A 22376-nucleotide genomic window follows, 5' to 3' on the forward strand; every position below is an offset into this window, starting at 1 on the left:
CCGCGGTGCCTACCATAGGCACGGCGTCGAGCCGCCCGGTGCCCGCATCCGGTGTCGGCCGGCGGAACCGACGACGGCAGCCCGAGGAGTCCTTCGATGATCAGCCGCGACGAGGCCCTGGCCATCGCCCGCGAATGGGCCCGTGCGGGCAAGCCTGGGCCGGCGCCCGAAGTCGATCTGTACGAGTTCGACCTCGGCTACGTCGTCTGGCGCGTTCTCCCGGCTGCGCCCCCCACTGAAGGGCCACCCGCGCCGCCCTCTGCCACTGGCTATCCCCTAGCCGTCGTCGATCGGCAGACCGGTGAATTGTCCAGCTGGCGTTCACTACCGCCGTCGCTGGTTGCCGAGGAGTACACGCAGCACCGGGCCGCCGAGGGACGTTTTCCGCCCGACGTGCGGCACGTGTTGGACAAGGCAGGCTGGTATCCCGGCCGAGACGTGACCTCGGCGGTGAACCACTGGATGGTCCGCTTCGCCGACGAACTGGCCGGGCTCGAGTGCTCACCCGTCGCCCGAGCCGCGCTGGTCGAGTTCGGTGGTCTCCAGTTGCCGCAGTTCGGCCGGAGCGGCCGCCTGGGTGGCGGCTTCATGAGCTTCATCCACCCCACGCTGGGCGGAGTGGTCACGGAGGCAGCTCGGGACTTCGCCGAGGAGTTCGACAACCCCGTCTACCCGATCGGCAACAACGAGGACGGGCCGTCCGAGTTGGTCGCCGACGCGCAGGGGCGGGTCTTCATGCTGCACTGGGCCGACGATTTCTTCGTCGGCCCAGACATCGACTCCGCCATTGTCAAGCTGATTCGCGGTGGGCCCATGTCTGAGGCCCACGATCGCGACTGGTGATCCTGTGCGGGCTGTCGTCGCCGCTCGAGCCGATGGCTGTCGTGGACGGAGGCATCCATGAGGAGTTCGATGATCAGCCGCGACGAGGCCCGGGCCATCGCCCGCGAATGGGCCAGTGCGGGCAAGCCGGGGCCCGCGCCCGAAGTGGACCTCTACGAGTTCGACCTGGGCTATGTCGTTTGGCGCGTTCTCCCGGAAACGGGCGTCGTTGACGGCGTGCCCATACCGCCCCCGTCGACGGGGCATCCGCGAGCGGTCGTTGACCGCGAAACCGGTGAGGTATCCCAATGGGCGTCGCTCTCCGCACCAATGGTGGCCGAAGAGTATGCACTCTACCGGGCAGCCGAAGGACGGTTTCCCCCCGACGTGCGACGGGTGCTGGACCGGGCCGGTTGGTTTCCCGGTCGTGACTTCAGCGCCGGAGTGAACCACTGGATGGTCAGCTTCGCGGACGAACTGGCTGGATTGGAATGCCCGCCGATCGTCCGGGCAGCACTGATCGAGTTCGGCGGCCTGGAGCTGCCGCAGCTCGACAGACCCGGTGAACCGGAAGGTGGCTTCACCAGCTATCTCTTTCCAACCGTGGGCGAAATCGTCACGGACAAGGCACGGGCTTTCGCGGTGGAGTTCGACAACCCGGTCTATCCGATCGGGAACAACGAGGACGGACCGTCGGAACTGGTCGCCGACGCGCAGGGAAGGGTGTTCATGCTGCACTGGGCCGACGACTTCTTCGTCGGCCCAGACATCGACTCCGCCATCGTCAACCTGATCCGAGGTACCGAGATGTCCGAGGCCAGCGACCGCGACTGGTGACAGAGGCGTCAGCCGTTGATCGCCCGCATGAACGCGTACAGGCCCAGCACGCTGCACGCGACCGGAACCACCGCCAACTGGAGCAGGATGTCGAACACATCGCCGAGTCGGGCCAGTCGGGGCGACGGGGCGCGCCGGCTGTAGGCGAGCCCGGCGGCGGCCGACAGTCCGGCCGCGACCAGGGCGATGGGCAGCACGGCCAGCACCCGGGCCCCGGTCGACGCGTCGGCCGCGCCGATCAGGGGCAGCAGGCCCAGGCCCACCAGACCGACGGCCAGCATCGGCACCCGGTGTCGGACCGTCGACACCAGTCGGGCGCGCAGCAGGTAGCCCAGCGAGATGATGCCGGCGAGCAGCAGGGCGGAGAGCGTGCCGGTCGCGGTGAGGACGATCAGGCCGGCGATGGTGACGACGAACGCTCCGAAGACCATGCCGGTGAAGACCTCGTCGGCTCGGGCGGTGGCCTGGTAGATCACTTCACGCTTCGGCTGCGGCTCGTCGCGCAGCAGGTCCTCGGCGGTACGCGGCAACGCCGGCATCGGCATCTTGCCGAGCCGTACGGAGACCAGCGGCATGGCCGGCAGCAGCAACACCACCGCACCGACCACGATCGCGCTGCCCTGCGCGGCGTCCATCGAGCCGAGCGCGATCATCCCGCCGACCATGCCCCAGAAGCCGACGAAGACCGCGGCCACGAAGACCCTCGTCGCATCGCCCACGCCGAGCAGCCCGAGCAGCCCGGAGAGCAGCAGCACAGCGGAGCCGAGCAGCACGTGCGGGGCACCCAGCGCCCAGACCGACTCGCCGGTGCCGATCACCAGCACGCCGCCGACGAAGGCGTAGGGCAGCCCGGCGGCGGCGACGACCGCACCGGCGAGCGAGTCGGCCATCGCCCGGGACAGCACGATCCCGCAGACCAGCAGCAGGCCGGCCGTGCCGAGGGCAACCACACCGCCGAGCCAGCCGGGCTCCTCGGACGTCACGATCACGACGAGGCCGAGCAGGAGCAACACGCCGGCCACGATCAGGCCGGTCAGCCGGGTCGCGAAGGGGCTCCAGGCCACCCCGCGCCGTCGGGCACCGTCGGCGACGGCTTCCATCAGGTCGTCGTACGCCAGCTCCGGCCACTCGGTGCGGCGCGGCACCAGGTGCAGCGTCTCGCCGTCCCGGACGTTCTGCGCGGCGAGCGTGCGGGCCAGGTCGACCGGACTGCCGTCGCCACGGCGCAGCATCCAGCCTCCGTGGCTGGTGCCGTCCGACGGCTCCTCGTCGGCCTGTCGGAGCACCGCGGGCAGCAACCCGACGAGCGGCAGGTGCTCGGGCAGGGCGAGATCCAACCGGCGGTTGGGGGCGACGACGGCGATGCGCGCGAGTCCGGTTCCGGCCTGGGTGACCACTATCGACCCCTCGGTACGAGGAGCGGGCCGGCGGCCCGCGGCTGTCCTGACGGGCAAAGGCTACCTACCATGTGCCGGTGACGCGGGGGCGGTTCACCGCGGCGCACCGAGGCGACGGAGGTCTGTCACGTGAGCACGGTGGTCGTCAAGCGACCTGCCCGCCAGCCGGAGCCGGAGTACCCCTCCGGTGAGGTGCTGCTGGACGCGCCGCCCGAGGTGCCCGCGCCGAGCGGCAAGGCGTGGGGGCAGATGCTGATGCTGCTGCCGATGCTCGCCGGCTCGTTCGCGATGGCCCTGATGTTCGCCGGCCGGGGCGGATCGACCCTCGGGTACGTCACCGGTGGCCTGTTCGGACTCTCCGCCATCGGGATGCTCGGGTCACAGCTGACGAACAACTCCGGCGGACCGGGCAAGCAGGAGATGCTGCAGAAGCGCCGCGAGTACATGACACATCTGTCCCGTCAGCGGCGCCGGGTGCTCAAGACGATCCGCAAGCAGCGCGAGGCGGCGTTCTACCGGCACCCCGACCCGGACATCCTCTGGTCCCTGCCGCTGGGCCCCCGGCTGTGGGAGCGTCGTCGTGGCGACGTGGATTTCGCCACCGTACGCATCGGCCTGGGGCCACAGGAGCTGGCGACTCCGCTGGTGCCGCCGCCGGCCACGTCGCTGGAGAAGCTGGAACCGATGTGTGCCCTCGCGCTACGCCGGTTCCTCACCACCTACGGCGAGGTGCCCGACCTGCCGGTGACCATGGCGCTCAACGGATTCGCCCGGGTGCACCTGCGTGGTGACACCGACGCCGCCCGGGGCATGGTCCGGGCGGTGCTCGCCCAGGCCACCGCGTTCCACGCGCCCGACGACATGCTCGTCGCGATCTGTGTGGCGCCGGACCGGCGGGCGGACTGGGAATGGACGAAGTGGCTGCCGCACGCGCTGCACCCGTCCCGCACCGACGCGCTCGGCCAGTTGCGACTGGTGGCACCGTCGGTCACCGGCCTGGAGGCGATGCTCGACGACGTGCTGGCCAGCCGGCCCCGGTTCAACGCCAGTGGCGGTACGCCCCAGGTCGCCGGGCCGCACGTGCTGGTGGTCATCGACGGTGGCGACACCGCCGGTTCGGATCATCTGATGACCGAGGGTGGGGTGGAGGGCGTCACCCTGCTCGACCTGTCCACGCCGGCGCCTCGCCTGCTCGATCGGGCCCGGCTGGTGCTGGAGGTGGCGGCGGACCGCGGGTTGCACAGCATCACCGTGGACGGTCCGGCCGAGATCGGCCGGGCCGACGAGTGCCGGGTGGCCGAGCTTGAGACGTTGGCCATGCAACTGGCTCCACTGCGCCTCTCCGCCGCCTCGCGGGGCGGGGGCGACACTCCGCTCACCACCGAGCTGGGCCTGGCGGAGCTGCTCGACATCGGCGATCCGTACGAGTTCGACGTGGACCGGGCGTGGCAGCCGCGCCCCAACCGCGACAAGCTGCGGGTGCCGATCGGGGTGGGTGCCGACGGTGGGCCGGTGGAGCTGGACCTCAAGGAGTCGGCGCAGGACGGCATGGGGCCGCACGGGCTGCTCATCGGCGCGACCGGTTCCGGCAAGTCCGAGCTGCTGCGCACGTTGGTGCTCGCGTTGGCGGCCACCCACTCCTCGGAGAGCCTCAACTTCGTACTCGTCGACTTCAAGGGTGGTGCCACCTTCACCCGGCTGGACGGCCTACCCCACACCAGCGCGGTGATCACCAACCTGGCCGACGAGTTGCCGTTGGTGGATCGGATGACCGACTCCATCAACGGCGAGCTGGTCCGTCGGCAGGAGCTGCTCCGCGCGGCCGGCAACTACGCCTCACAGCGGGACTACGAGAAGGCCCGGGCGGCGGGCGCACCACTGTCGCCGCTGCCGAGCCTGCTCATCATCTGCGACGAGTTCTCCGAGCTGCTGACCGCGAAGCCGGACTTCATCGACATGTTCGTGCAGATCGGTCGGGTCGGTCGGTCCCTCGGGGTGCACCTGCTGCTGGCGAGCCAACGGCTGGAGGAGGGCCGGCTGCGGGGGCTGGACACGCACCTGTCGTACCGGATCGGTCTGCGGACCTTCTCGGCGATGGAGTCGCGGGTGGTGCTGGGGGCCACCGACGCGTACGAGCTGCCCCGTTCTCCGGGGCACGGATACCTACGGTTCGGCACCGAGCCGTTGATCCGGTTCAAGGCCGCGTACGTCTCCGGCACCTACCGCAGCAAGACGGCGGCGGCGGTCGCGGCCGGTGACGGCGAGGACCGGGTCCGCGAGTACACCACCAGCTACGTGGCACCCCCGGTGACCCGCGCGCCCAGGGAGGAAGTGGCGCCGGAGCCGGCCGACGGGGTGGGCGAGAGTGTGCTGGACATCCTGGTCGGTCGGCTCGCCGGTCGGGGCAAGCCCGCGCACCAGGTGTGGCTTCCCCCGCTGGCCGAGCCGCCGACGTTGGACCAGCTGCTGCCTCCGATGACGGCCGATCCCGCTCGTGGCATCACCGTCGCGCACGCCGGCCTGCTCGGCGAGTTGCAGGTGGCGGTCGGCATTGTCGACAAGCCGTTCGATCAGCGCCGCGACGTGCTCTGGTTCGACCTGGCGGGCTCGGCCGGCCATGCGGTGATCGTCGGCGGCCCGCAGAGCGGCAAGAGCACCCTGCTGCGGACGGTCGTCACCGCCCTGGCACTGACCCACACGCCACGGGAGACCCAGGTCTACTGCCTCGACCTGGGCAGCAGTGCCCTGTCGTCGCTGCGCGACCTGCCGCACGTCGGCTCGGTGGCGACCCGCCTCGACGCCGGCCTGGTCCGGCGTACCGTCGCCGAGCTGCAGCTGCTGATGGGTGAGCGGGAGCGGCGGTTCGCCGAGCGCGGGGTGGACTCGATGGCCGAGTACCGGCGGGCCCGGCGGCACGGCCAGCACGACGACGACCCGTTCGGCGACGTCTTCCTCGTCATCGATGGTTGGGCCACGCTGCGCACGGAATTCGAGGACCTCGAACCGACGATCAACGACATCGCCAACCGGGGTCTCTCCTTCGGCATCCATCTGATCGTGACCGCGAGTCGGTGGATGGACCTGCGACCGGCCGTCCGGGACGTCTTCGGCACCCGGCTGGAGTTGCGGCTGGCCGACGCCAGCGACTCCAACCTGGACCGGCGGGCGGCGATGAACGTGCCGGAGAAGTCACCGGGCCGGGGCATCACGCCGGACGGGCAGCAGTTCCTGGCGGCGTTGCCCCGAGCGGACAGCGCGCAGGAAGCGGAGACCCTGCCCGAGGGCGCCCGGAAGTTGGTCACCGACCTGGCCGCCGCCTGGCAGGGGCCGGGAGCGCCGCCGATCCGGTTGCTGCCGCCCGTGGTGCCGTACGGCAGCCTGCCCAACACCGGCCGCCCGGGGATCCCGATCGGTATCGCCGAGGTGGACCTTCAGCCGGTGCACGTGGACTTCGCCGCCGATCCGCACTTCATCCTGTTCGGTGACGGCGAGTCGGGTAAGAGCACCTTCCTGCGGGCGCTGGCGCAGACGATCGTCGACCGCAACGAGCTGACCGAGGCTCGATTGGTCATCGTCGACTACCGGCGGAGCCTGCTCGGCGACATCGACACGCCGCACCTGATCGGGTACGGCTCGACCGCCCAGGTCACCGAGAGCATCGTCACCGAGGTGGCCACGGTGATGCGCGACCGGCTACCACCGCCGGACATCAACGCCGAGCGGCTGCGGGCCCGCGACTGGTGGAAGGGTCCCGACCTGTACGTGCTCGTCGACGACTACGACCTGGTGGCCGGCGCCGGTAGCAACCCGTTGACCCCGTTGCTGGAGTTCCTGCCGCAGGCCCGCGACATCGGCCTGCACGTGGTCATCGCCCGGCGTACCGGCGGTGCCAGCCGGGCGCTGTACGAACCGGTGCTGATGCGGCTCCGGGAGATCAGCACGCCCGGCATCGTGATGTCCGGCAACCGGGACGAGGGGGTGCTGCTCGGCACCGTCCGGCCGGGGCCGCTGCCGCCGGGCCGGGGTTGGCTGGTGTCCCGGCGCGGCGGTACCCGGTTGGTGCAGCTGGTGCACCTTCCGCCCCGCTCCTGAGTCCGCTACGGGGTTGCCCGATCGGGCTACTGTCGGCCAGAGTGGACTTACAGAGCGCGGCTGCCTGACCCCCGACCAGTCGGAGACGGAAGCAACCGCGCCGGCATCGTGTGAGCGAACGGGGGAGGGAACATGGGCGACGAGTGGCTCGTCGACGAACAGATCGACGTCGACATCCAGCAGCTGAAGGATTTCGCGCTGGCCATCCAGAAGGAAATGGAGCAGAACTTCCAGCCCAGTTTTGACAACGGCCTCCGGCCCATGCTGACCGTGCAAGCGCCGTTCGGCGGCGGCGGGATGAAGGAGGCCGCGTTCTTCCGAGGGCGGCACGACGAGAGCCGGATGGCCGTTTCCCAGCTGATGGGCGATGTGATGAAGGGTCTCGTCGCCCTCAGCACGGCCGCCATGTCGATCTCGGCGGAGTATCTCACCGGGGACGCGCTCGCCGAGGCCACAAACGTCGACGTCTACAACGCGTTCTCCGCGGTGGACGGCCAGGAGACGCTCAGCGGTCTCTGGCAGCAGGGCGAGGGGGATCCCACGGAGCGGATCCCCGCGGAGGCCGTCGACCCGACGGCCATGTCGCCCTACGCGGGCATGGACTCCTGCCCGACCGGTGACGAGCGCGAGGAGACCCCGCAGTGGGCCCAGCGAGAGGTCGTCGGTGAGGGCTCCGGTGCGTACGTGATCCAGGGCGATTCGGAGCAGATGCACGGTGACGACCTCGCGCTGGACCAGACGAGCATGCGGTGATGGTCGGCTCGGGCGCGGAAGCTGAGGAGCGGGGATGAGCGACTACTACGGCTGGCAGCCGCCCAGCTACCACATGTACTCCGGCGTGTCGGACGACTACGCGGCCGAGCGGGCTGCCCAGTCCACGCCGTACGAGCCGACGGCCTGGGGCGACGTCACCATCGAGCAGATGTGGGAGTACGTCCGCAAGGAGAGCGACGAGCGCACCACGGCGCTGGCCGACATGTGGCGGCGGGCGGCCAGCCTGCTACAGACCACCCGGGACAATCTCCAACGTCACGCCGACTCGCTCAACGCGAAGTGGAGTTCCCCGGCCGCCCGGGTCTTCATGTCCCGGGTGGGCGCGACGCTCCACTCGCTCGACGAGTGGCGGGACGTGGCCAGCAACAACGCCACCGGCCTCGACCAACTCGCCAGCAAGATCGGGACTGCTCAGCAGGACATGAGGGAGCTCTGGCTGGAGTACCAGGCGGAGCAACGACGGCAGCAGCAGATCTACGACGAGGACAAGGCCGAGATCACCTTCGGCGACATCTTCGGCGACCGGCACAAGTCGCACGAGGACGTCCAGCGGGAGTTCCACCAGCGCGCCAGGGACATCGCCAAGCCGCTGGCCGATCTTTACATCGACGTCTACATCTCGAACATCTCCCGTGGTGGGAAGTTCAAGGGCCCGACCGACGCGGTCATCAACAAGCCGGGGCTGCCCGGCGGGCCGGGAGCGCCGGGAGGGCCACCAGCGGCACCCGGAACGCCCGGGCCGGCGCCGAACCGGCCCGACATGCCCAACCGGCCGGATCTGCCGGCTCGGCCCGGTGGGGGCGACGCGCCGGCCGGTGCGGCGCCACCACCGCCAGCCAATCTTCCGGAGGGCGTCGGTCTGGCCGGCGGCGCCGCCGCGCCGGTCGCCCCACCGCCGACCGCCCCGCCGGTGACCACCGCGCCCACCGCCCCGGTGACACCGGGTCCGGTGGTGCCGCCGGTGGCGCCACCCGGGCCGCGGCCGGGCAACCCCGGCCTGTCCGCTCCGAACTCAACGCGACCGAACGCGCCCCGGACCACCCTGCCGGGTGCGGGCGGTCCCGGCGCGCCTGGCGGCCGTGGGCCGGGGCCCAACCGGCCCACCCTGCCCGGTGCCGGCGGCCCGGGCAGCGGGTCCGGGGCACCGGGCGGTGGCCGGCGAGGCGCCGCGCCGAACCGCCCGACCCTGCCCGGCAACACCGGCGGCGGCGCGCCCGGTGGTGGCCGAGGTCGGCCTGGTCCGGGCAGCCGGCCGGGTGCCGCGACCACCCCACCGCCGTCGAGTCCACGTCTGCCCGGCTCCACCGCCCGCCCCGGTCAGCGCGGTGCCGCCCCCGGGCGTCCAGCCGCACCTCCGCCGAGCCTCGGCGGTCAGCGAGGTGCCACGCCGGGCGGGTCGCCCGGGGCCGGGTCGCCGCTGAGCGGCAAGCCCACAACCGGCAAACCGGCGGCCGGCAAACCGGCAGCCGGCGGGAAAACTGCCGGTGCCCGACCCGATCTGAGCGGACGCGCCGGTGCGGGCACCGGCCGACCCGTGCCGACGACCGGGCCGGCTCCCTCGCTGGGTGGCCGACGCGGTGGCCCGACCGCCCCGGCTCCGCGTAAGGGTGCGCCGCCCGACGGCGACCAGGAGACCTGGGAGTACGGCGACGGCGACGACGAGCTCTGGGTCACCGAATCGTCAGCCGTCGGCGTGGTGGAGGCTCCGACGGAGCACCGGCCCCGGGAGCAGGGCAAGGCCCTCGGCCACAGCTGATGTGTTGCGGGTCGGTCACCCGGTGATGGGTGGCCGGCCCGTACCATGCAGTGACCGTCCGACCTGGCCGTCCCGGCTATGGCCCGACAGAGGAAGGTAGACGGGCATGCGTGTCCTAGCCCGATCGGCAGCCATCTTGGCGATCACCGCCGCGAGCGTCCTGGTGCCCCTGGGGCTGCCTGCGGCACCCGCCCTGGCCGATTCCACAAGGGACAAGTCGTGGCACCTGAAGGCCCTGGAGATACCTGAGCTGCACAAGATCACCCAGGGCGAGGGTGTCGTGGTGGCGGTGATCGACACCGGGGTGGACGCGAAGCACCAGGACCTCAAGGACAACGTCCTGCCCGGGGTCGACTTCTACGACGAGGATGCCAAGGGCCGAGTCGACCGGGTGGGCCACGGCACGTCCATGGCTTCGTTGATCGCCGGTCACGGGCACGGGCCGGGCAAGCGTGACGGCGTGCTCGGCATCGCCCCGAAGGCCAAGATCCTGCCGGTGACCATCAAGAGCGAGCGGAGCCCGCTGATCCAACCGACCGCGATCGCCGCAGGGATCAACTGGGCGGTCGACCACGGGGCCGACATCATCAACGTTTCGCTGTCCAGCAGTTTCAACGACGAGCTGAACCGAGCCGTCGAACGGGCCTACCAGCGCAACGTGATCGTCGTGGCGTCCGTCGGCAACCGCCAGGATTCGATCATTGGCAACCCGGCCTCACACCAGAACGCCATGGCTGTCAACGGCACCGCCCGCAACGGCACGATCAGCAAGGAGGCTTCCCTACCGGCCGAACAGGTCGACATCGCCGCGCCGGGCGAGGACATCGTCCACGCCGTGCCCGGCAACGGTTACGAGACCGGGCTCGGCAGCAGCCTCAGCACGGCCCTCGTCTCCGGCGCGCTGGCGTTGGTGCGGGCCGAACATCCGGACCTGAACGGCTACCAGATGTTCCAGCGCCTGCTGGAGACCACTCGTGATGAGGGCGAGCCGGGCCGCGACCTGCACTACGGGTGGGGCGCACTCGACATCCGGCAGGCGGTGACCGGTGAGCCGGACGGCCGGGGCAACCGCCCCACCGCCACCGCGCCAAACGTGCAGCAGTGGGCCGACCCTCGCGAGCGTGAGGACGGCATCCTGATCTTCGTGTGGGCCGTGATCATCGCCGTGTTCCTGCTCATCGTCGGCGGGATCGTGGGCACCGTCATGTTGCTGCGGGGCCGCACACGCCGACGTCGGACGGAGTCGGCCGACGAGGAGTCGCCGGCGGCCTCCGGTGCTGTTGCGCCGGCGGCCGGAGGCTCGGCGACGCCGGCCGGCGGCACCGGTCAGGCGGCCGACGGCAGCGACGACGTCGTCTGGCAACGCCCGTCCGGGTGACCCGATCGCACCGAGGAGGCTTCCATGTCGTCTTCCGCGCCGGCCGGCGAGTCTCCCGACCTCGGCCCGGCCCCGGGCACGTTTCCCGGCACACCCTCCTCGACGCCACGTCGGCGGCCGGTCGTCGTCACCATCGCCGCCCTGCTGATGGTGCCCTCGATCGTCACCTGGCTGATCGCCGGGTTCGCCTTCTTCCGGGCGATGCTGCGCGCCGAGGGCGACGGGCTGGGCAAGATCCTGGTGGTGGGCATCGGTGCCGGCGTCCTCGCGATCGCGTTGCTTGTGGTGCTGCTCGCGGCCATGGGGATCTTCATGGCCTGGACCGGCGACAATCCGGCCGGGCTGGCCGTGCCGGCCGGGTTCACCTTCGGGCTCTTCGTCGTCGTCATCGTCACGCTGCTGGCGCAGGGCAAGCTCAGCTTTCAGCCGACGATGGTCACGCCGCTGGTGGTGGGCGGGCTTGCCGGCGTGTCGCTCATCCTGATCAAGAGTCCGCCGGCGCGGGCCTGGTTCGCCAGCCGTGGTGGCTAGCGACTAGGCCGGGGACCAGCGGCGGGCGGTGGCGTCGAAGCGGGCCAACAGTTCGTCCCGGCCGTCCGCGTGCAGACAGCGCAGCTCGGTGCCGTCCGGTACGACAATCGACTCCATCCGCGGCTGGCCCCGACCCCACTCGTCGGGTGTGGCCTCGCCGGGCGGCCAGCGCAGCACCGTCACCCACTCGTCGGACTCCTCGAACGGAGAGCCCTCACCGAGCAGCCCGAGCCGTCGGTACAGCCGGCTCGGTGTGTCCCGTCCCGGTCCGTGCCAGGCGTGCACCAGTCCAGCCGCCCGGTCGTATCCGTCGTCCAGGTAGGACGTCAGGTAGCGGTGCGGGATGACAAGTTGCAGCAGCAGCGGTGCGGCAGGGTCGGGACCGTCATCATCGGCTTCGGGTGCCGGACGGGGCACCGGCCCCCCCACCGCCGACGGGTTGGCGTATCTTGCCGTGTCGCGGCGCGCCTGCTCCTGCTTGGCTGCCTCGTCGATGACCTGTCGCAGCTCGCCGAGCCAGTCGCGCAACGTCAGCAGCGCCTCGCCGGGTAGCGCCGCGGCCAGCGGCGTCTCTGGATTCACCAGCAGCTGCCAGGAGATGTCCGGCCAGTGGTCGGTGAGCTGGAGGCTGCTGACCACCACCAGGTCATGCTCGCCCAGGACCTGTCGCAGCCGGGCTTCCGAACTGAACACGGGCAGACTGACCCGGCCCTGCTCGTCGGGCAGGGTCCACCACGGGAACTCGGGATCGGACAGATCGCGGGTCGCCGGTCCGTCCGGGTCCACCGGCAGCACCAGTTCGGCTCGGAGCAGTGCGGCCATCAGGGCGTTCGGGTCCTGCCCGCGGACCGCCTCGCGCAGCGGTCGCTCGGCCTCCATGACCGGCTCCGTCAGGGCCCTGAGCTCGTCAGCGGCCAGCCGGATGCCGATCGGCAACCCGGCGTCGATCGCCAACATCCATTCGTCGTCCGGCCAGTCGACGGCGAGGTCGACCAGGCTCGACACCCGGTAGCTCACCGACTGGCCGGGCAGCCCGGCGGCGATTGCCGCCGGCGAGGTGTACGCGAGCACGTGCGTGACGCCGTCGTGCTGGCCGGTCGCCCAGGCCACCGTTTCCCGGCCGGCCGCCGCGCCGGGCGACACGGGCAGCAGCAGCGGACCGGTGACGAGTTCGGTCAGGAAGCCTTCCCGGTCGTCGGCCTCGGCGGCGGCCAACAGCGCTTGCTCGGCGGCGGTGCTCGGCTGCCAGCCGGTCACCAGGTGCCGTCCGCCCGTACCCGCAGGGGGCGGTGACCGAGCACGAGCGTGGTGAGCGCCTCGTCGAGATCCGCACCGAGGAACCAGTCCCCGGTGTGGTCCAGCACGAACACCCGGCCGTGCTCGTCGAGAGCCAGGATCCCGCTGCCGTCGCCCTCCTCACCCAGTGGGCTCAACGGCGCACCGATCGCCTCGGCAAGCTCGGCGAGGGTGTCCACCGAGTGCCGCACCAGGAACGGGTCGAGGTGGACGTCGCTCGGTGCGACCTGTTCACCTTCACCCTGCGGGCGTACCCGCAGACCACCGAACTCGGCGTACGCCTCGATCGCCCGTGCCGTGACGGTGTGCTGACGACCACCGGGGGTGGCGTGGGCGGCGATCCGCAGCCCCCACTCGCGGCCCCGGCTCTGGTCGGACCGGTCGGGCGACCAGCCTGCGGCGGCGAGGGTCTGTGCCACCAGGGGCGGAAAACGTTCAGTCATGCCAGCGCCTCCACACCGAACCAGTCCAGCAGCGCGGCGCAGGAACGGCAGGGCGGCTGCACCTGGCCGTGGCGCGGGTCACCCTCCTCCCGTACCCGGGTCACCCGGACCTTCGCGCCCCACAGCAGCGCGCGGGCTCTGGCCGCGTCGAGCGGTGGGCCGCCGGCCTCGGCCGCGTAGAGCCGGTCGGAGATCAGCACCGCCTCGGCGCACCAGCCCGCATAGCGCTCGCGTTGCTCGACGGGCAACCCGTGCAGGAAACGCCGGACCACCGGATGCAGGTCGGGGGCCAGGTCGCCGCGTACCGAGGTGTGCGTGTGGACGGTGCCGTCGGCCAGCAGCGCGCCGGCCGCCAGCGGCAGCATTCGTGGCTGCGCCATCCCGTCCTCCCGGTTGTCGACAGGGGATTCCCGGCGAGGTTTCGCCCGGCCCGCCAGCGAGCCTAACCGTCACCGGGCACCCCGACGGGGGTGGTGTGCGGGCACCACTGGCATCGAGGGGCTCACACCGCGTCGACCGCCTGGGATATCGTCGGTCCAGCCCTCTCCTCGCCGTCCAGAGCCGGAGCCATGACGCGCACCCTTCTCGTCTCCCCGGATCAGCCCGGTGCCTACCCGTCCATCGGGGAGGCACTTGCGGTGGCCACCGACGACGCGGTCGTCTCGGTCAGCCCCGGCACCTACCACGAGGCCCTGTTCGTCAACGATCGTGCCGTCAGCGTGGTCGCGGCGCAGGGCCCGGGCACGGTCACCATCGACGCGTCCGCCGGGGCTTACCCGACGGTGTCCTGCAACTCGGGTCGGTTGGAGCTGCGCGACCTGGTCCTCAGGGCGGGTGACGCACCGGTCGTGGTGGCCGACCGGGCGCGGCTCACCATGACCGGGTGCGAGCTGAGTGCCGGCTTCGGCGCGGCGATCCAGGTGGCCGGCCGGTCCGAGTTCACCCTCGACCGTTGCCGGGTGACCGGCGGACGGTACGGCCTGGTGGTGGAGGATTCCGACGGTAGCGTCGAAGGCTGCGAGTTCACCGATCTGAGCGAGGACGGCATCATCGTGCGGATCGGCGCGGCCCCGACCATCCGCACCAGCACGGTGACCCGCTGCGGCAACCGGGGCATCTACATCTACCAGTACGGCCGGCCCACCATCGAGACCTGCGACATCTCCCAGACCGGACAGGCCGGTGTGGCGGTGGTCCATCAGAGCGCCCCGGTGCTGCGTCGCTGCCGGATCCGCGACACCCGCGGGCCGGCGGTCTCCTTCGCCCGGGGTTGCCGCGGCACCGTCGAGGAGTGCACCACGGAGAACACCGGCCAGCCGGCGATCGAGATCGCCGAGGGAGCCGAGCCGACCGTCGTCGAGGGCACCGTGAACCGGAAGGCCGCCTTCGGCGCCGACGCCGCCCGCGCGACCACCGGTCAGGACGCCGCCCGGGTGGAGAAGCTGCTGGCCGAGCTGGCGGCGATGGTCGGCCTGGAGTCGGTGAAGGAGGAGGTACGCGCTCTCATCGACGAGATCCAGGTCAACGAGTGGCGGCGCAGTGCGGGGCTGCCCGTCGGTGCGGTCAGCCATCACCTGATCTTCGCCGGTGCCCCCGGCACCGGCAAGACCACCGTGGCGCGTATCTACGGTGACCTGCTGGCGGCGTTGGGCGCACTGCCCGGCGGCGCCTTCCGGGAAGTCTCCCGACGTGACCTGGTAGGCCAGTACATCGGCCACACGGCCGAGAAGACCGCCGCCGCGTTCGAACTGGCGCGCGGCGGTGTGCTCTTCATCGACGAGGCGTACACCCTGTCCCGGTCGTCGGGCACCGGCGGCGACTTCGGGCAGGAAGCCATCGACACGCTCGTCAAGCTGATGGAGGATCACCGGGACGAGATCGCCGTGATCGCGGCCGGCTACACCGGTGAGATGCTGCAGTTCCTCGATGCCAACCCCGGTCTGGCCTCCCGCTTCGCCAAGACCGTGGAGTTCGGCAACTACTCCCCGGAGCAGTTGGTGGTCATCGTGGAACGAATGGCCGGCGGCGACGAGTACCTGCTCGCCGACGGCGTCTCCGAGGTGCTCCGCGAGCACTTCGGCACCATCGAGCGGGACCAGAACTTCGGCAATGCCCGGGAGGCGCGCAAGCTTTTCGAGGGTGTCCGGAAAGCGCAGGCCCAGCGGTTGCGGCAGTCCGGCCAGCGACCGAGCCTCGACGAGTTGCGGACCGTGACCGTGGCCGACGTGCGCGTCGCGATCGGGCGATGACGATGCGGCGCCGGGCAGGGAGGGACGCGCGGTGACGCAGCCGGGTGCGGCGCAGCCGGGCGAGCCGGGTTGGCAGCATCACCCGGGGGCGGCGGCACCGCCGCCGCAGCAACGCCTGCCCCAGTCGGGCGCGGTGCCGGCACCGACGCTCGGCGGCGCCGGGCCCGGACACAACTGGGCGGCCCAACGCGGGCAGGGCCGGGCCACCGTGGGCACCGCGTACACCAGTCGGGCCGCCGCTGCGGCACCGGCCGCCGTCGCCGCGCCCGCCGCCCGACCACCGGAGAGCCGGGTCGCACCGCAGGCCATGGCCGCCCCGGCGGGACAGCCCGGCGCGGGGGTCGCCGCCGAGGACGCCGCGCCGGTCCCGGTGGTGCGCCCACACCGACGGCAGCCACGCGTCGGCGGGATCCACGTGGCTCAGCTCGTGGCCTGGCAGGCCGGCGCGGCGGCAGTGCTGGCGGCCACGCCGCACGGCCTGCCGCTGACCGTCGCCGTGGCCGCCGTAGCCGTACTGCTGCTCGCTCCGACGATGGTGCGCCGCCGGGGCCGATGGCTCCACCAGTGGCTGGCGGTGTGGTGGGCGTACCGGAGGCGCAGTCGACAGCTGGTCGACGCCGGGTCCGACGGCCCCTGGCAGTTGCTGCGCCACCTGGAGAGCACCGTCGAGCTGGATCAGGTCGAGATCGACGATCAGCCGGCCGTGCTGCTGACCCACCGCGGCGGGCTCAGCGCGGTGCTGGAGGTCGATCCGACCGAGGGTGCTCTGCTCATGGGCGCGCCACAGGCCCTGCCGTCGCCGGTGGCCCTGCTGCCCGCCGCCGACCCGGCGACGCCGGTGGTGACGGTCCAGGTGCTGATCCAGGTGACGCCGGCACCCCGTGCCCGGGCGGCGGCGGTCGACCGGGCCTACCGCGAGCTGACCAACGGTGGCGTCCCGGCCAGCCGGCAGGCGTGGGTGGTGCTGCATGCGCCGCGGACCCCCGACTTCCATGCCAACCGCGACCTGCGGCCGGCGCTCACCGCGGCGATCCGGCGGACCCGCCGTCAGCTGCGGCAGGAGCGGGCGACGGCCCGGCTGCTGAACCGGGACGAGGTGCTCGCGGCGGTCGCCCAACTGACCCATCTCACCGGCGGTGCGGTGGGTACGGACCGACCGTTGGCCCGGGAAGGCTGGCGGAACTGGTCGGTGCAGGGTGTCCCGCAGAGCTGTCATCGACTGCTCGCCTGGCCCGGCCGGGCGTGGGAACTGGACCCGCTGCTGCGTGGGCTGCCCGCCGCGGCCGGCGTGGTGTCGGTCTCGGTGGCGCGGGAGAACGACCGCCCCGGTGACGACGACGCTCTGGTGGAGGTGGCGTTCCGGCTCATCGGCGCCGACCCGGCCGCGCTGGCCGCCGCCGATCACGCGCTCGACCGGGCGGTCCGCGATCACGGTGGTCGGCTGCAGAGACTCGACGGTGAGCACGCCCACGGCGTGGCCGCCACCCTGCCGTTGGGAGGCTTCCTGCGATGAACGGCGTCGCGTTTCCCGGCAGTCGGATGGGGCTGCACGTCGCGGACGGTGCCGCCGTCGCCGGGCTACGCCTGGTCGCCGGTGGCGGTGGGCTGGTCGTCGGCCGTAACCGTCAGCAGGAGCCGGTGGGACTGCGGGTGTTCCGGGCCGAGCCGACCCGGCTGATGCTCACCGGCGGGGTGCGCGCGGCCGAGCTGCTCGCCTTCCGGTCCCTGGCGCTCGGCGCCCGGCTGTTCATTCAGACCGCGCGGGAGCAGGAGTGGGACGCCCTGCTGCGGCGCTGCGTCATCGGCCGGGAGATCGCCTCGTTCCTGCCGCCCGGTGTCGCTCCTCCGGTGCCGGCCACACCCACCGAACCGCAGCTCGTGGTGATCGACACCGGTCCGGTGACCGGGCCGGACACCAATCTCAGCGCGCCCTGGCGGGCCACCCTGGTGGTCCGCGACGATTTGGCCGGCTGGGACGTCGAGGTCCTGGTACGCAGCGACATCGTGGTGCTTCAGCGGCTCACCGAGGCCGAGGCCGCCACCGCCGCGAGCGCCCTCGGTCTGGCCAGCGTGCAGAGCTGGTTCACCCAGTTGCATCCGGAGATGGTCGGCCTGATCACCAAGGGCAGGGTGCAGTGGGTGATGCTCAGCATGACCGGCACCGAGCGTCAGCTGATCGGCCCCGTCGCTCGGGCGGGCTGACCGAGGACCGGCGTCACGGTCTTTGCCGCATTGGTACACCCGGCGGCTCCCGCATGGACACCGGTGCCGCTTATCCTCCGACGGTCTACTCCCTTCGGAGGCCGCTTACATGCAGCGCACAAGAAGTACCCGACTACTCACAATCCCGGGCGTACTGGTCACCGCCACCACGCTCATCCTCTCCAGTGGCACCGCCGCCGCCGCAGACCCGGCGCCCACCGTGCCGTTCATCAGTGAGATCCACTACGACAACGTCGGCGCGGACACCGGCGAGGCGATCGAGATCGAGGGGCCGGCCGGCTTCGACCTGACCGGCTGGCAGATCGTTCTCTACAACGGTGCCAACGGCGCGGCGTACGGAACCCGGACGTTGAGCGGCGTGGTGCCGGCCTCGGGTGTGGTCGTCGAGTCGTACCCGACGGACGGCATCCAGAACGGCTCCCCCGACGGCGTCGCGCTCGTCGCGCCCGGCGGTGACGTCGCCGAGTTCCTGACCTACGAGGGCACCTTCGCCGCGGTCGGCGGGCCGGCGAGCGGCCGGACCGGGGTGGACATCGGGGTGCAGGAGACCGCGTCGACTCCGGCGGGCCACTCGCTCCAGAAGATCGACGGAACCTGGCAGGGGCCGGCGGCTAACACCCTCGGGGTCCGCAACGCCGCGCCGGATCCGGACCCCGATCCGGACCCGACCGGCTGCACCGTCACCGTCGACCACACCATCGCCGAGGTGCAGGGCACCGGTACGGCCACGCCGCTGGCCGGCAGCCGGGTGACCGTGGAGGGCATCGTCACCGCCGACCACCGCAGCGGTGGCTACAACGGGGTGTACGTGCAGACGGCGGGCAGCGGTGCCGAGCGCCCGGTCGCCGCCGGCACCGCCTCGGACGGCATCTTCGTGTACCTCACCAGCAACACCGCGAACCATCCGGCGGTCGCGATCGGCGACCGGGTCCGGGTCAGCGGCACGGCGAGTGAGTTCAACGGCCTCACCCAGCTCACCATCGCGGCCCGGACCGACGTGCAGGTGTGCGCGCAGGGCGCGCCGCTGCCGGCACCGGTCCCGGTCGAGCTGCCGCTGGACGAGGCCGCTCGCGAGTCGGTCGAGTCGATGCTGGTGGCGCCGGTCGGCGCGTACGCCGTGTCGGAGGTGTACAACACCAACCGGTACGGCGAGGTGGCGCTCACCGCCGGTGACCAGCCGGCCCGGACGCCCACCGACGTGGCCCGCCCCGGTTCGGACACCGCGCAGGCCCTGGCCGCCGAGAACAAGCTGCGTCGCCTGCTGGTCGACGACGGCCGGACGACCAACCTGGCCACCGCCGGGCTGCTGCCGCCGTACGTCTCGCCGGCCAGCCCGTTGCGGGTCGGTGACCAGGTGGAGGCGTTCGGCCCCTCGGTGCTGTCGTACGGCTTCAACGAGTGGCGCCTGCAGCCGACCCGCCCGGTCGACGCGGACACCCCGCCGGCCGCCCGGACCACGTTCAAGGCCACCAACCCGCGTACCGCCGGGCCCGTCGACGTGGGCGGCGACCTGCGGGTGGCCAGCTTCAACGTGCTGAACTACTTCGTCCACTTCGGCGGCGACGCCCGGGGTGCCGCCGACGAGGCGGCGCTGGCCAAGCAGGAGGCGAAGATCGTTTCGGCGATCTCCGCGCTGGACGCCGACGTGGTGGCGCTGGAGGAGATCGAGAACTCGGTCCGGTTCGACGCCGAGGACCCGCAGCAGGCGCTCAAGCGCCTGGTCGCCGCCCTGAACACCGAGGACGGCGCGGGCACCTGGGACTACGTACGCACTCCGGCGGAGCTGCCGAGCGCGGCCGAGCAGGACGTCATCACCACGGCGATCATCTTCAAGCCGGCCAAGGCACAGCCGAAGGGCCCGTCGCGGTCGGTGAACGACGAGACGGTGTGGTCCAACGCCCGCGAGCCGATCGCGCAGACGTTCACCGCCGGCTCGGTGGACTTCGTCGTGGTGGCCAACCACTTCAAGTCCAAGAGCGGTGCCGGCACCGGTGACAACGCCGACGCCGGGGACGGTCAGGGCGGTTGGAACGGAGACCGGGTCCGGCAGGCCGGGGCGCTGGCCGCCTTCGTGGATCAGGTGAAGGCGGACAGCGGGACGGACGACGTACTGCTGCTGGGTGACTTCAACGCGTACACCCAGGAGGATCCGATGCAGGTCCTCTACGACGAGGAGTACCGCAACCTCAACGACACCGGGAAGACCAGCTACGTCTTCAACGGTGAGTCCGGCTCGCTCGACCACGCGCTCGCCTCGCCGTCGCTGGCGTCGCGGGTCACCGGCGTCGACGTCTGGCAGATCAACGCGGTCGAGTCGTACGCCTTCCAGTACGACGGCCTGGCCGCGTTCTACGCACCGGACCCGTACCGGGCCAGCGACCACAACCCGCTGGTCGTGGGCATCGACACCGGGGCGGACCCGGGCCCGGTGGACCTCCAGCTGTTGAGCATCAACGACTTCCACGGCCGACTGGAGTCGCCGGCCACCGTGGGGGGTCAGCCGGTCGGCGGTGCGGCTCAGGTCGCCGGTCTGGTGAACCAGTTGCGGGAGCAGAACCCGAACACCGCGTTCGTCTCCGCCGGTGACAACATCGGTGCCTCCACCTTCATCTCGGCGATCGACGAGGACAACCCGACGATCGACGCGTTGAACCAGGCCGGCCTGCTCGTCTCGGCGGTGGGCAACCACGAGTTCGACAAGGGCATGGCGGACCTGACCGGTCGGGTCACCGACCGGGCCGACTTCCCGTACCTGGGTGCCAACGTGTACCGGGGTGACACCCGGGCGCTGCCGGCGTACGCGGTGGACACCATCGGCGGCGTCCGGGTCGGCTTCATCGGCGTGGTCACCGAACAGACCGCCGCGCTGGTCAGCCCGGACGGCATCGCCGGCATCACCTTCCGCGACCCGGTGGCCGAGGCCAACCTGGTCGCCGGCCAACTCAAGGACGGCAACCCGGACAACGGCGAGGCCGACGTGGTGGTGCTGCTCGCGCACGAGGGCGCCGCGACGGAGAACATCGACTCCCCCGAGGCGTTGGCGAACGACCCGGTCTTCGGCGAGTTCACCCGCGCCGACGCCACCGTCGACGTCATCTTCAGCGGGCACACCCACCAGCCGTACGCCTTCGAGGTGCCGGTTCCCGGCACCGACAAGCTGCGGCCGATCGTGCAGGCCGAGGACTACGGCAAGCGGCTGGGCAAGGTCACGCTGACCTTCGATCCGGAGGCGGGTGCCATCACCGCCGCCGACGCGTCCCTGGTGGACGTCGTCGGCGCACCGCAGGACCAGGCGGTGGCGGAGATCGTCGCCGCCGCGAAGGTCCGGGCACAGGAGCTGGGTCAGCGCAAGCTCGGTGAGATCACCGCCGACATCCGGCGGGCGTACACCGACGGCAACGAGGATCGGGGCAAGGAGTCGGCGCTTGGCAACTTCATCGCCGACGTGCAGCTCGCCGGTACCCGCGACGCCGGCCGGGGCGGGGCGCAGATCGCGTTCATGAACCCGGGCGGTCTGCGGGCCGACCTGCTGTACGGCGAGGACGGCACGGTGACCTACGCCGAGGCTTTCGCCGTCCAGCCGTTCGCCAACGACGTGGTCACCAAGACCTACACCGGTGCCGAGATCAAGCAGGTGCTGGAGCAGCAGTGGCAGCCGGCGGGCGCGTCCCGCCCGGTGTTGTGGCTCGGCGTGTCGGAGGGCTTCAGCTACACCTACGACCCGCAGGCCGCCCAGGGCTCGCGGATCACCTCGATGAAGCTGAACGGCACGCCGATCGATCCGGCGGGCAGCTACCGGGTGACGGTGAACTCGTTCCTCGCGGCCGGCGGGGACAACTTCACCACGCTCGCCGGCGGCACCGACCCGGTGACCACCGGCGACAACGACCTCACCATGCTGGTGAACTACTTCGCCGCCAACTCGCCGGTGACCGCGGACACCGAGCCACGGTCGTCGGTCGGTCAGGGCGGGCCGGAGTGCACCACCACGATCACCGGTAGGCACGCCAGGCCGCTGCTCGTGACCACCGGTCTGACCTGCGTGGAGAACGCCACGATCGCCGGCCCGGTGTCGGTCGCCGCGGGGGCCTCGCTGCGGGTGACCGGCGGCACCATCAACGGCCCGGTGTCCGCCATCGGGCCGGTGCTGTTCGAGCTGTCGGGGACGAAGGTCTCCGGTCCGGTCATGGTGATCGGCGCCACCGGCGACCTGAAGATCAGCAAGGCTCGGATCAACGGACCGTTGGCGCTGGTGGCCAACCTCGGTGGGGTACGGGTCGACGGAGTCACCGTCAGCGGCCCGGTGGGCGTGATCGGCAACTCCGGCAGCCAGCCGGTGGTCGTCGCCGCGAACACCGTCAGCGGCCCGCTGGCCTGCTCGGGCAACACTCCGGCCCCGGTGAACGAGGGTCGGGCGAACACGGTGCGGGGCCCGGCCTGGGGTCAGTGCGCGCGCCTGTGACCGGTAGGTGACAACGCCGGTCCGCGGTCGGAGTTCCTTCGACCGCGGACCGGAGCCGGGGTCGTTTCCGGCCGGCCCGTGCGGATGGCCGCTGTATACCCCCCCGGGTCTATTCG

Annotated in this window: 15 protein-coding genes; 11 read left to right on the forward strand and 4 right to left on the reverse strand. The window is 71.6% G+C overall.

The window, feature by feature from the left end:
- Positions 1–96 precede the first annotated feature (96 nt).
- Entirely contained in the window at positions 97–843 is a 747-nt protein-coding gene (locus V5O40_RS19545) for an SUKH-3 domain-containing protein (RefSeq protein ID WP_332906808.1), read from the forward strand.
- A 69-nt stretch (positions 844–912) separates the two neighbouring features.
- Positions 913–1659: an SUKH-3 domain-containing protein gene (locus V5O40_RS19550; protein WP_332906809.1), complete on the forward strand. Its 747-nt coding sequence runs from the start codon at positions 913–915 to the stop codon at positions 1657–1659.
- 8 nt (positions 1660–1667) lie between these two features.
- Here V5O40_RS19550 and eccD read toward each other — a convergent pair whose 3' ends face one another.
- Positions 1668–3056: a type VII secretion integral membrane protein EccD gene (gene eccD / locus V5O40_RS19555; RefSeq protein WP_332906810.1), complete on the reverse strand. Its 1389-nt coding sequence runs from the start codon at positions 3054–3056 to the stop codon at positions 1668–1670.
- Between the two features lie 129 nt (positions 3057–3185).
- On the opposite strand from eccD, the gene eccCa reads away from it, so the two are divergent.
- The 5 genes from eccCa (at position 3186) to V5O40_RS19580 (ending at position 11587) form a co-directional block, all read left to right on the forward strand.
- Complete coding sequence (gene eccCa / locus V5O40_RS19560) at positions 3186–7148, forward strand: type VII secretion protein EccCa (RefSeq protein WP_332906811.1); 3963 nt, start codon at positions 3186–3188, stop codon at positions 7146–7148.
- A gap of 132 nt (positions 7149–7280) precedes the next feature.
- Positions 7281–7901 (forward strand): hypothetical protein, encoded by a 621-nt coding sequence (locus V5O40_RS19565; RefSeq protein ID WP_332906812.1) that lies wholly within the window; start codon positions 7281–7283, stop codon positions 7899–7901.
- Positions 7902–7935: 34 nt separating this feature from the next.
- Positions 7936–9678 (forward strand): WXG100 family type VII secretion target, encoded by a 1743-nt coding sequence (locus V5O40_RS19570; RefSeq protein ID WP_332906813.1) that lies wholly within the window; start codon positions 7936–7938, stop codon positions 9676–9678.
- 106 nt (positions 9679–9784) lie between these two features.
- Positions 9785–11056, forward strand: a complete 1272-nt coding sequence (gene mycP, locus V5O40_RS19575; protein ID WP_332906814.1) for a type VII secretion-associated serine protease mycosin — start codon at positions 9785–9787, stop codon at positions 11054–11056.
- A gap of 24 nt (positions 11057–11080) precedes the next feature.
- On the forward strand, positions 11081–11587 hold the full coding sequence (locus tag V5O40_RS19580) for a hypothetical protein (RefSeq protein ID WP_332906815.1): 507 nt from the start codon (positions 11081–11083) through the stop codon (positions 11585–11587).
- 3 nt (positions 11588–11590) lie between these two features.
- Here the strand turns inward: V5O40_RS19580 and V5O40_RS19585 are convergent, their stop codons facing one another.
- The 3 genes from V5O40_RS19585 to V5O40_RS19595 are packed head-to-tail and all read right to left on the reverse strand — an operon-like array spanning position 11591 to position 13706.
- Positions 11591–12847: an SseB family protein gene (locus V5O40_RS19585; protein ID WP_332906822.1), complete on the reverse strand. Its 1257-nt coding sequence runs from the start codon at positions 12845–12847 to the stop codon at positions 11591–11593.
- Positions 12841–13326, reverse strand: coding sequence for an SUKH-3 domain-containing protein (locus V5O40_RS19590; RefSeq protein ID WP_332906816.1), 486 nt, complete (start codon positions 13324–13326; stop codon positions 12841–12843). The genes V5O40_RS19585 and V5O40_RS19590 overlap by 7 nt, the downstream gene beginning before the upstream one ends.
- On the reverse strand, positions 13323–13706 hold the full coding sequence (locus V5O40_RS19595; protein WP_332906817.1) for a YwqJ-related putative deaminase: 384 nt from the start codon (positions 13704–13706) through the stop codon (positions 13323–13325). Before V5O40_RS19595 ends, V5O40_RS19590 begins: the two co-directional genes overlap by 4 nt.
- 189 nt (positions 13707–13895) lie before the next feature.
- On the opposite strand from V5O40_RS19595, the gene V5O40_RS19600 reads away from it, so the two are divergent.
- The 4 genes from V5O40_RS19600 (at position 13896) to V5O40_RS19615 (ending at position 22260) form a co-directional block, all read left to right on the forward strand.
- A complete protein-coding gene (locus V5O40_RS19600) occupies positions 13896–15575 on the forward strand; it encodes a right-handed parallel beta-helix repeat-containing protein (protein ID WP_332906818.1) in 1680 nt (559 codons plus the stop codon).
- A gap of 31 nt (positions 15576–15606) precedes the next feature.
- Complete coding sequence (gene eccE / locus V5O40_RS19605; RefSeq protein WP_332906819.1) at positions 15607–17088, forward strand: type VII secretion protein EccE; 1482 nt, start codon at positions 15607–15609, stop codon at positions 17086–17088.
- Positions 17085–17777 carry a hypothetical protein gene (locus tag V5O40_RS19610; protein WP_332906820.1) on the forward strand — a complete coding sequence of 231 codons (693 nt, stop codon included), beginning with the start codon at positions 17085–17087 and terminating at the stop codon, positions 17775–17777. The genes eccE and V5O40_RS19610 overlap by 4 nt, the downstream gene beginning before the upstream one ends.
- Before the next feature lie 109 nt (positions 17778–17886).
- Entirely contained in the window at positions 17887–22260 is a 4374-nt protein-coding gene (locus tag V5O40_RS19615; RefSeq protein ID WP_332906821.1) for an ExeM/NucH family extracellular endonuclease, read from the forward strand.
- Positions 22261–22376: the final 116 nt, after the last annotated feature.

Origin of the sequence: Micromonospora palythoicola (genome assembly GCF_036689795.1) — a bacterium.
GTDB lineage: Bacteria > Actinomycetota > Actinomycetes > Mycobacteriales > Micromonosporaceae > Micromonospora > Micromonospora palythoicola.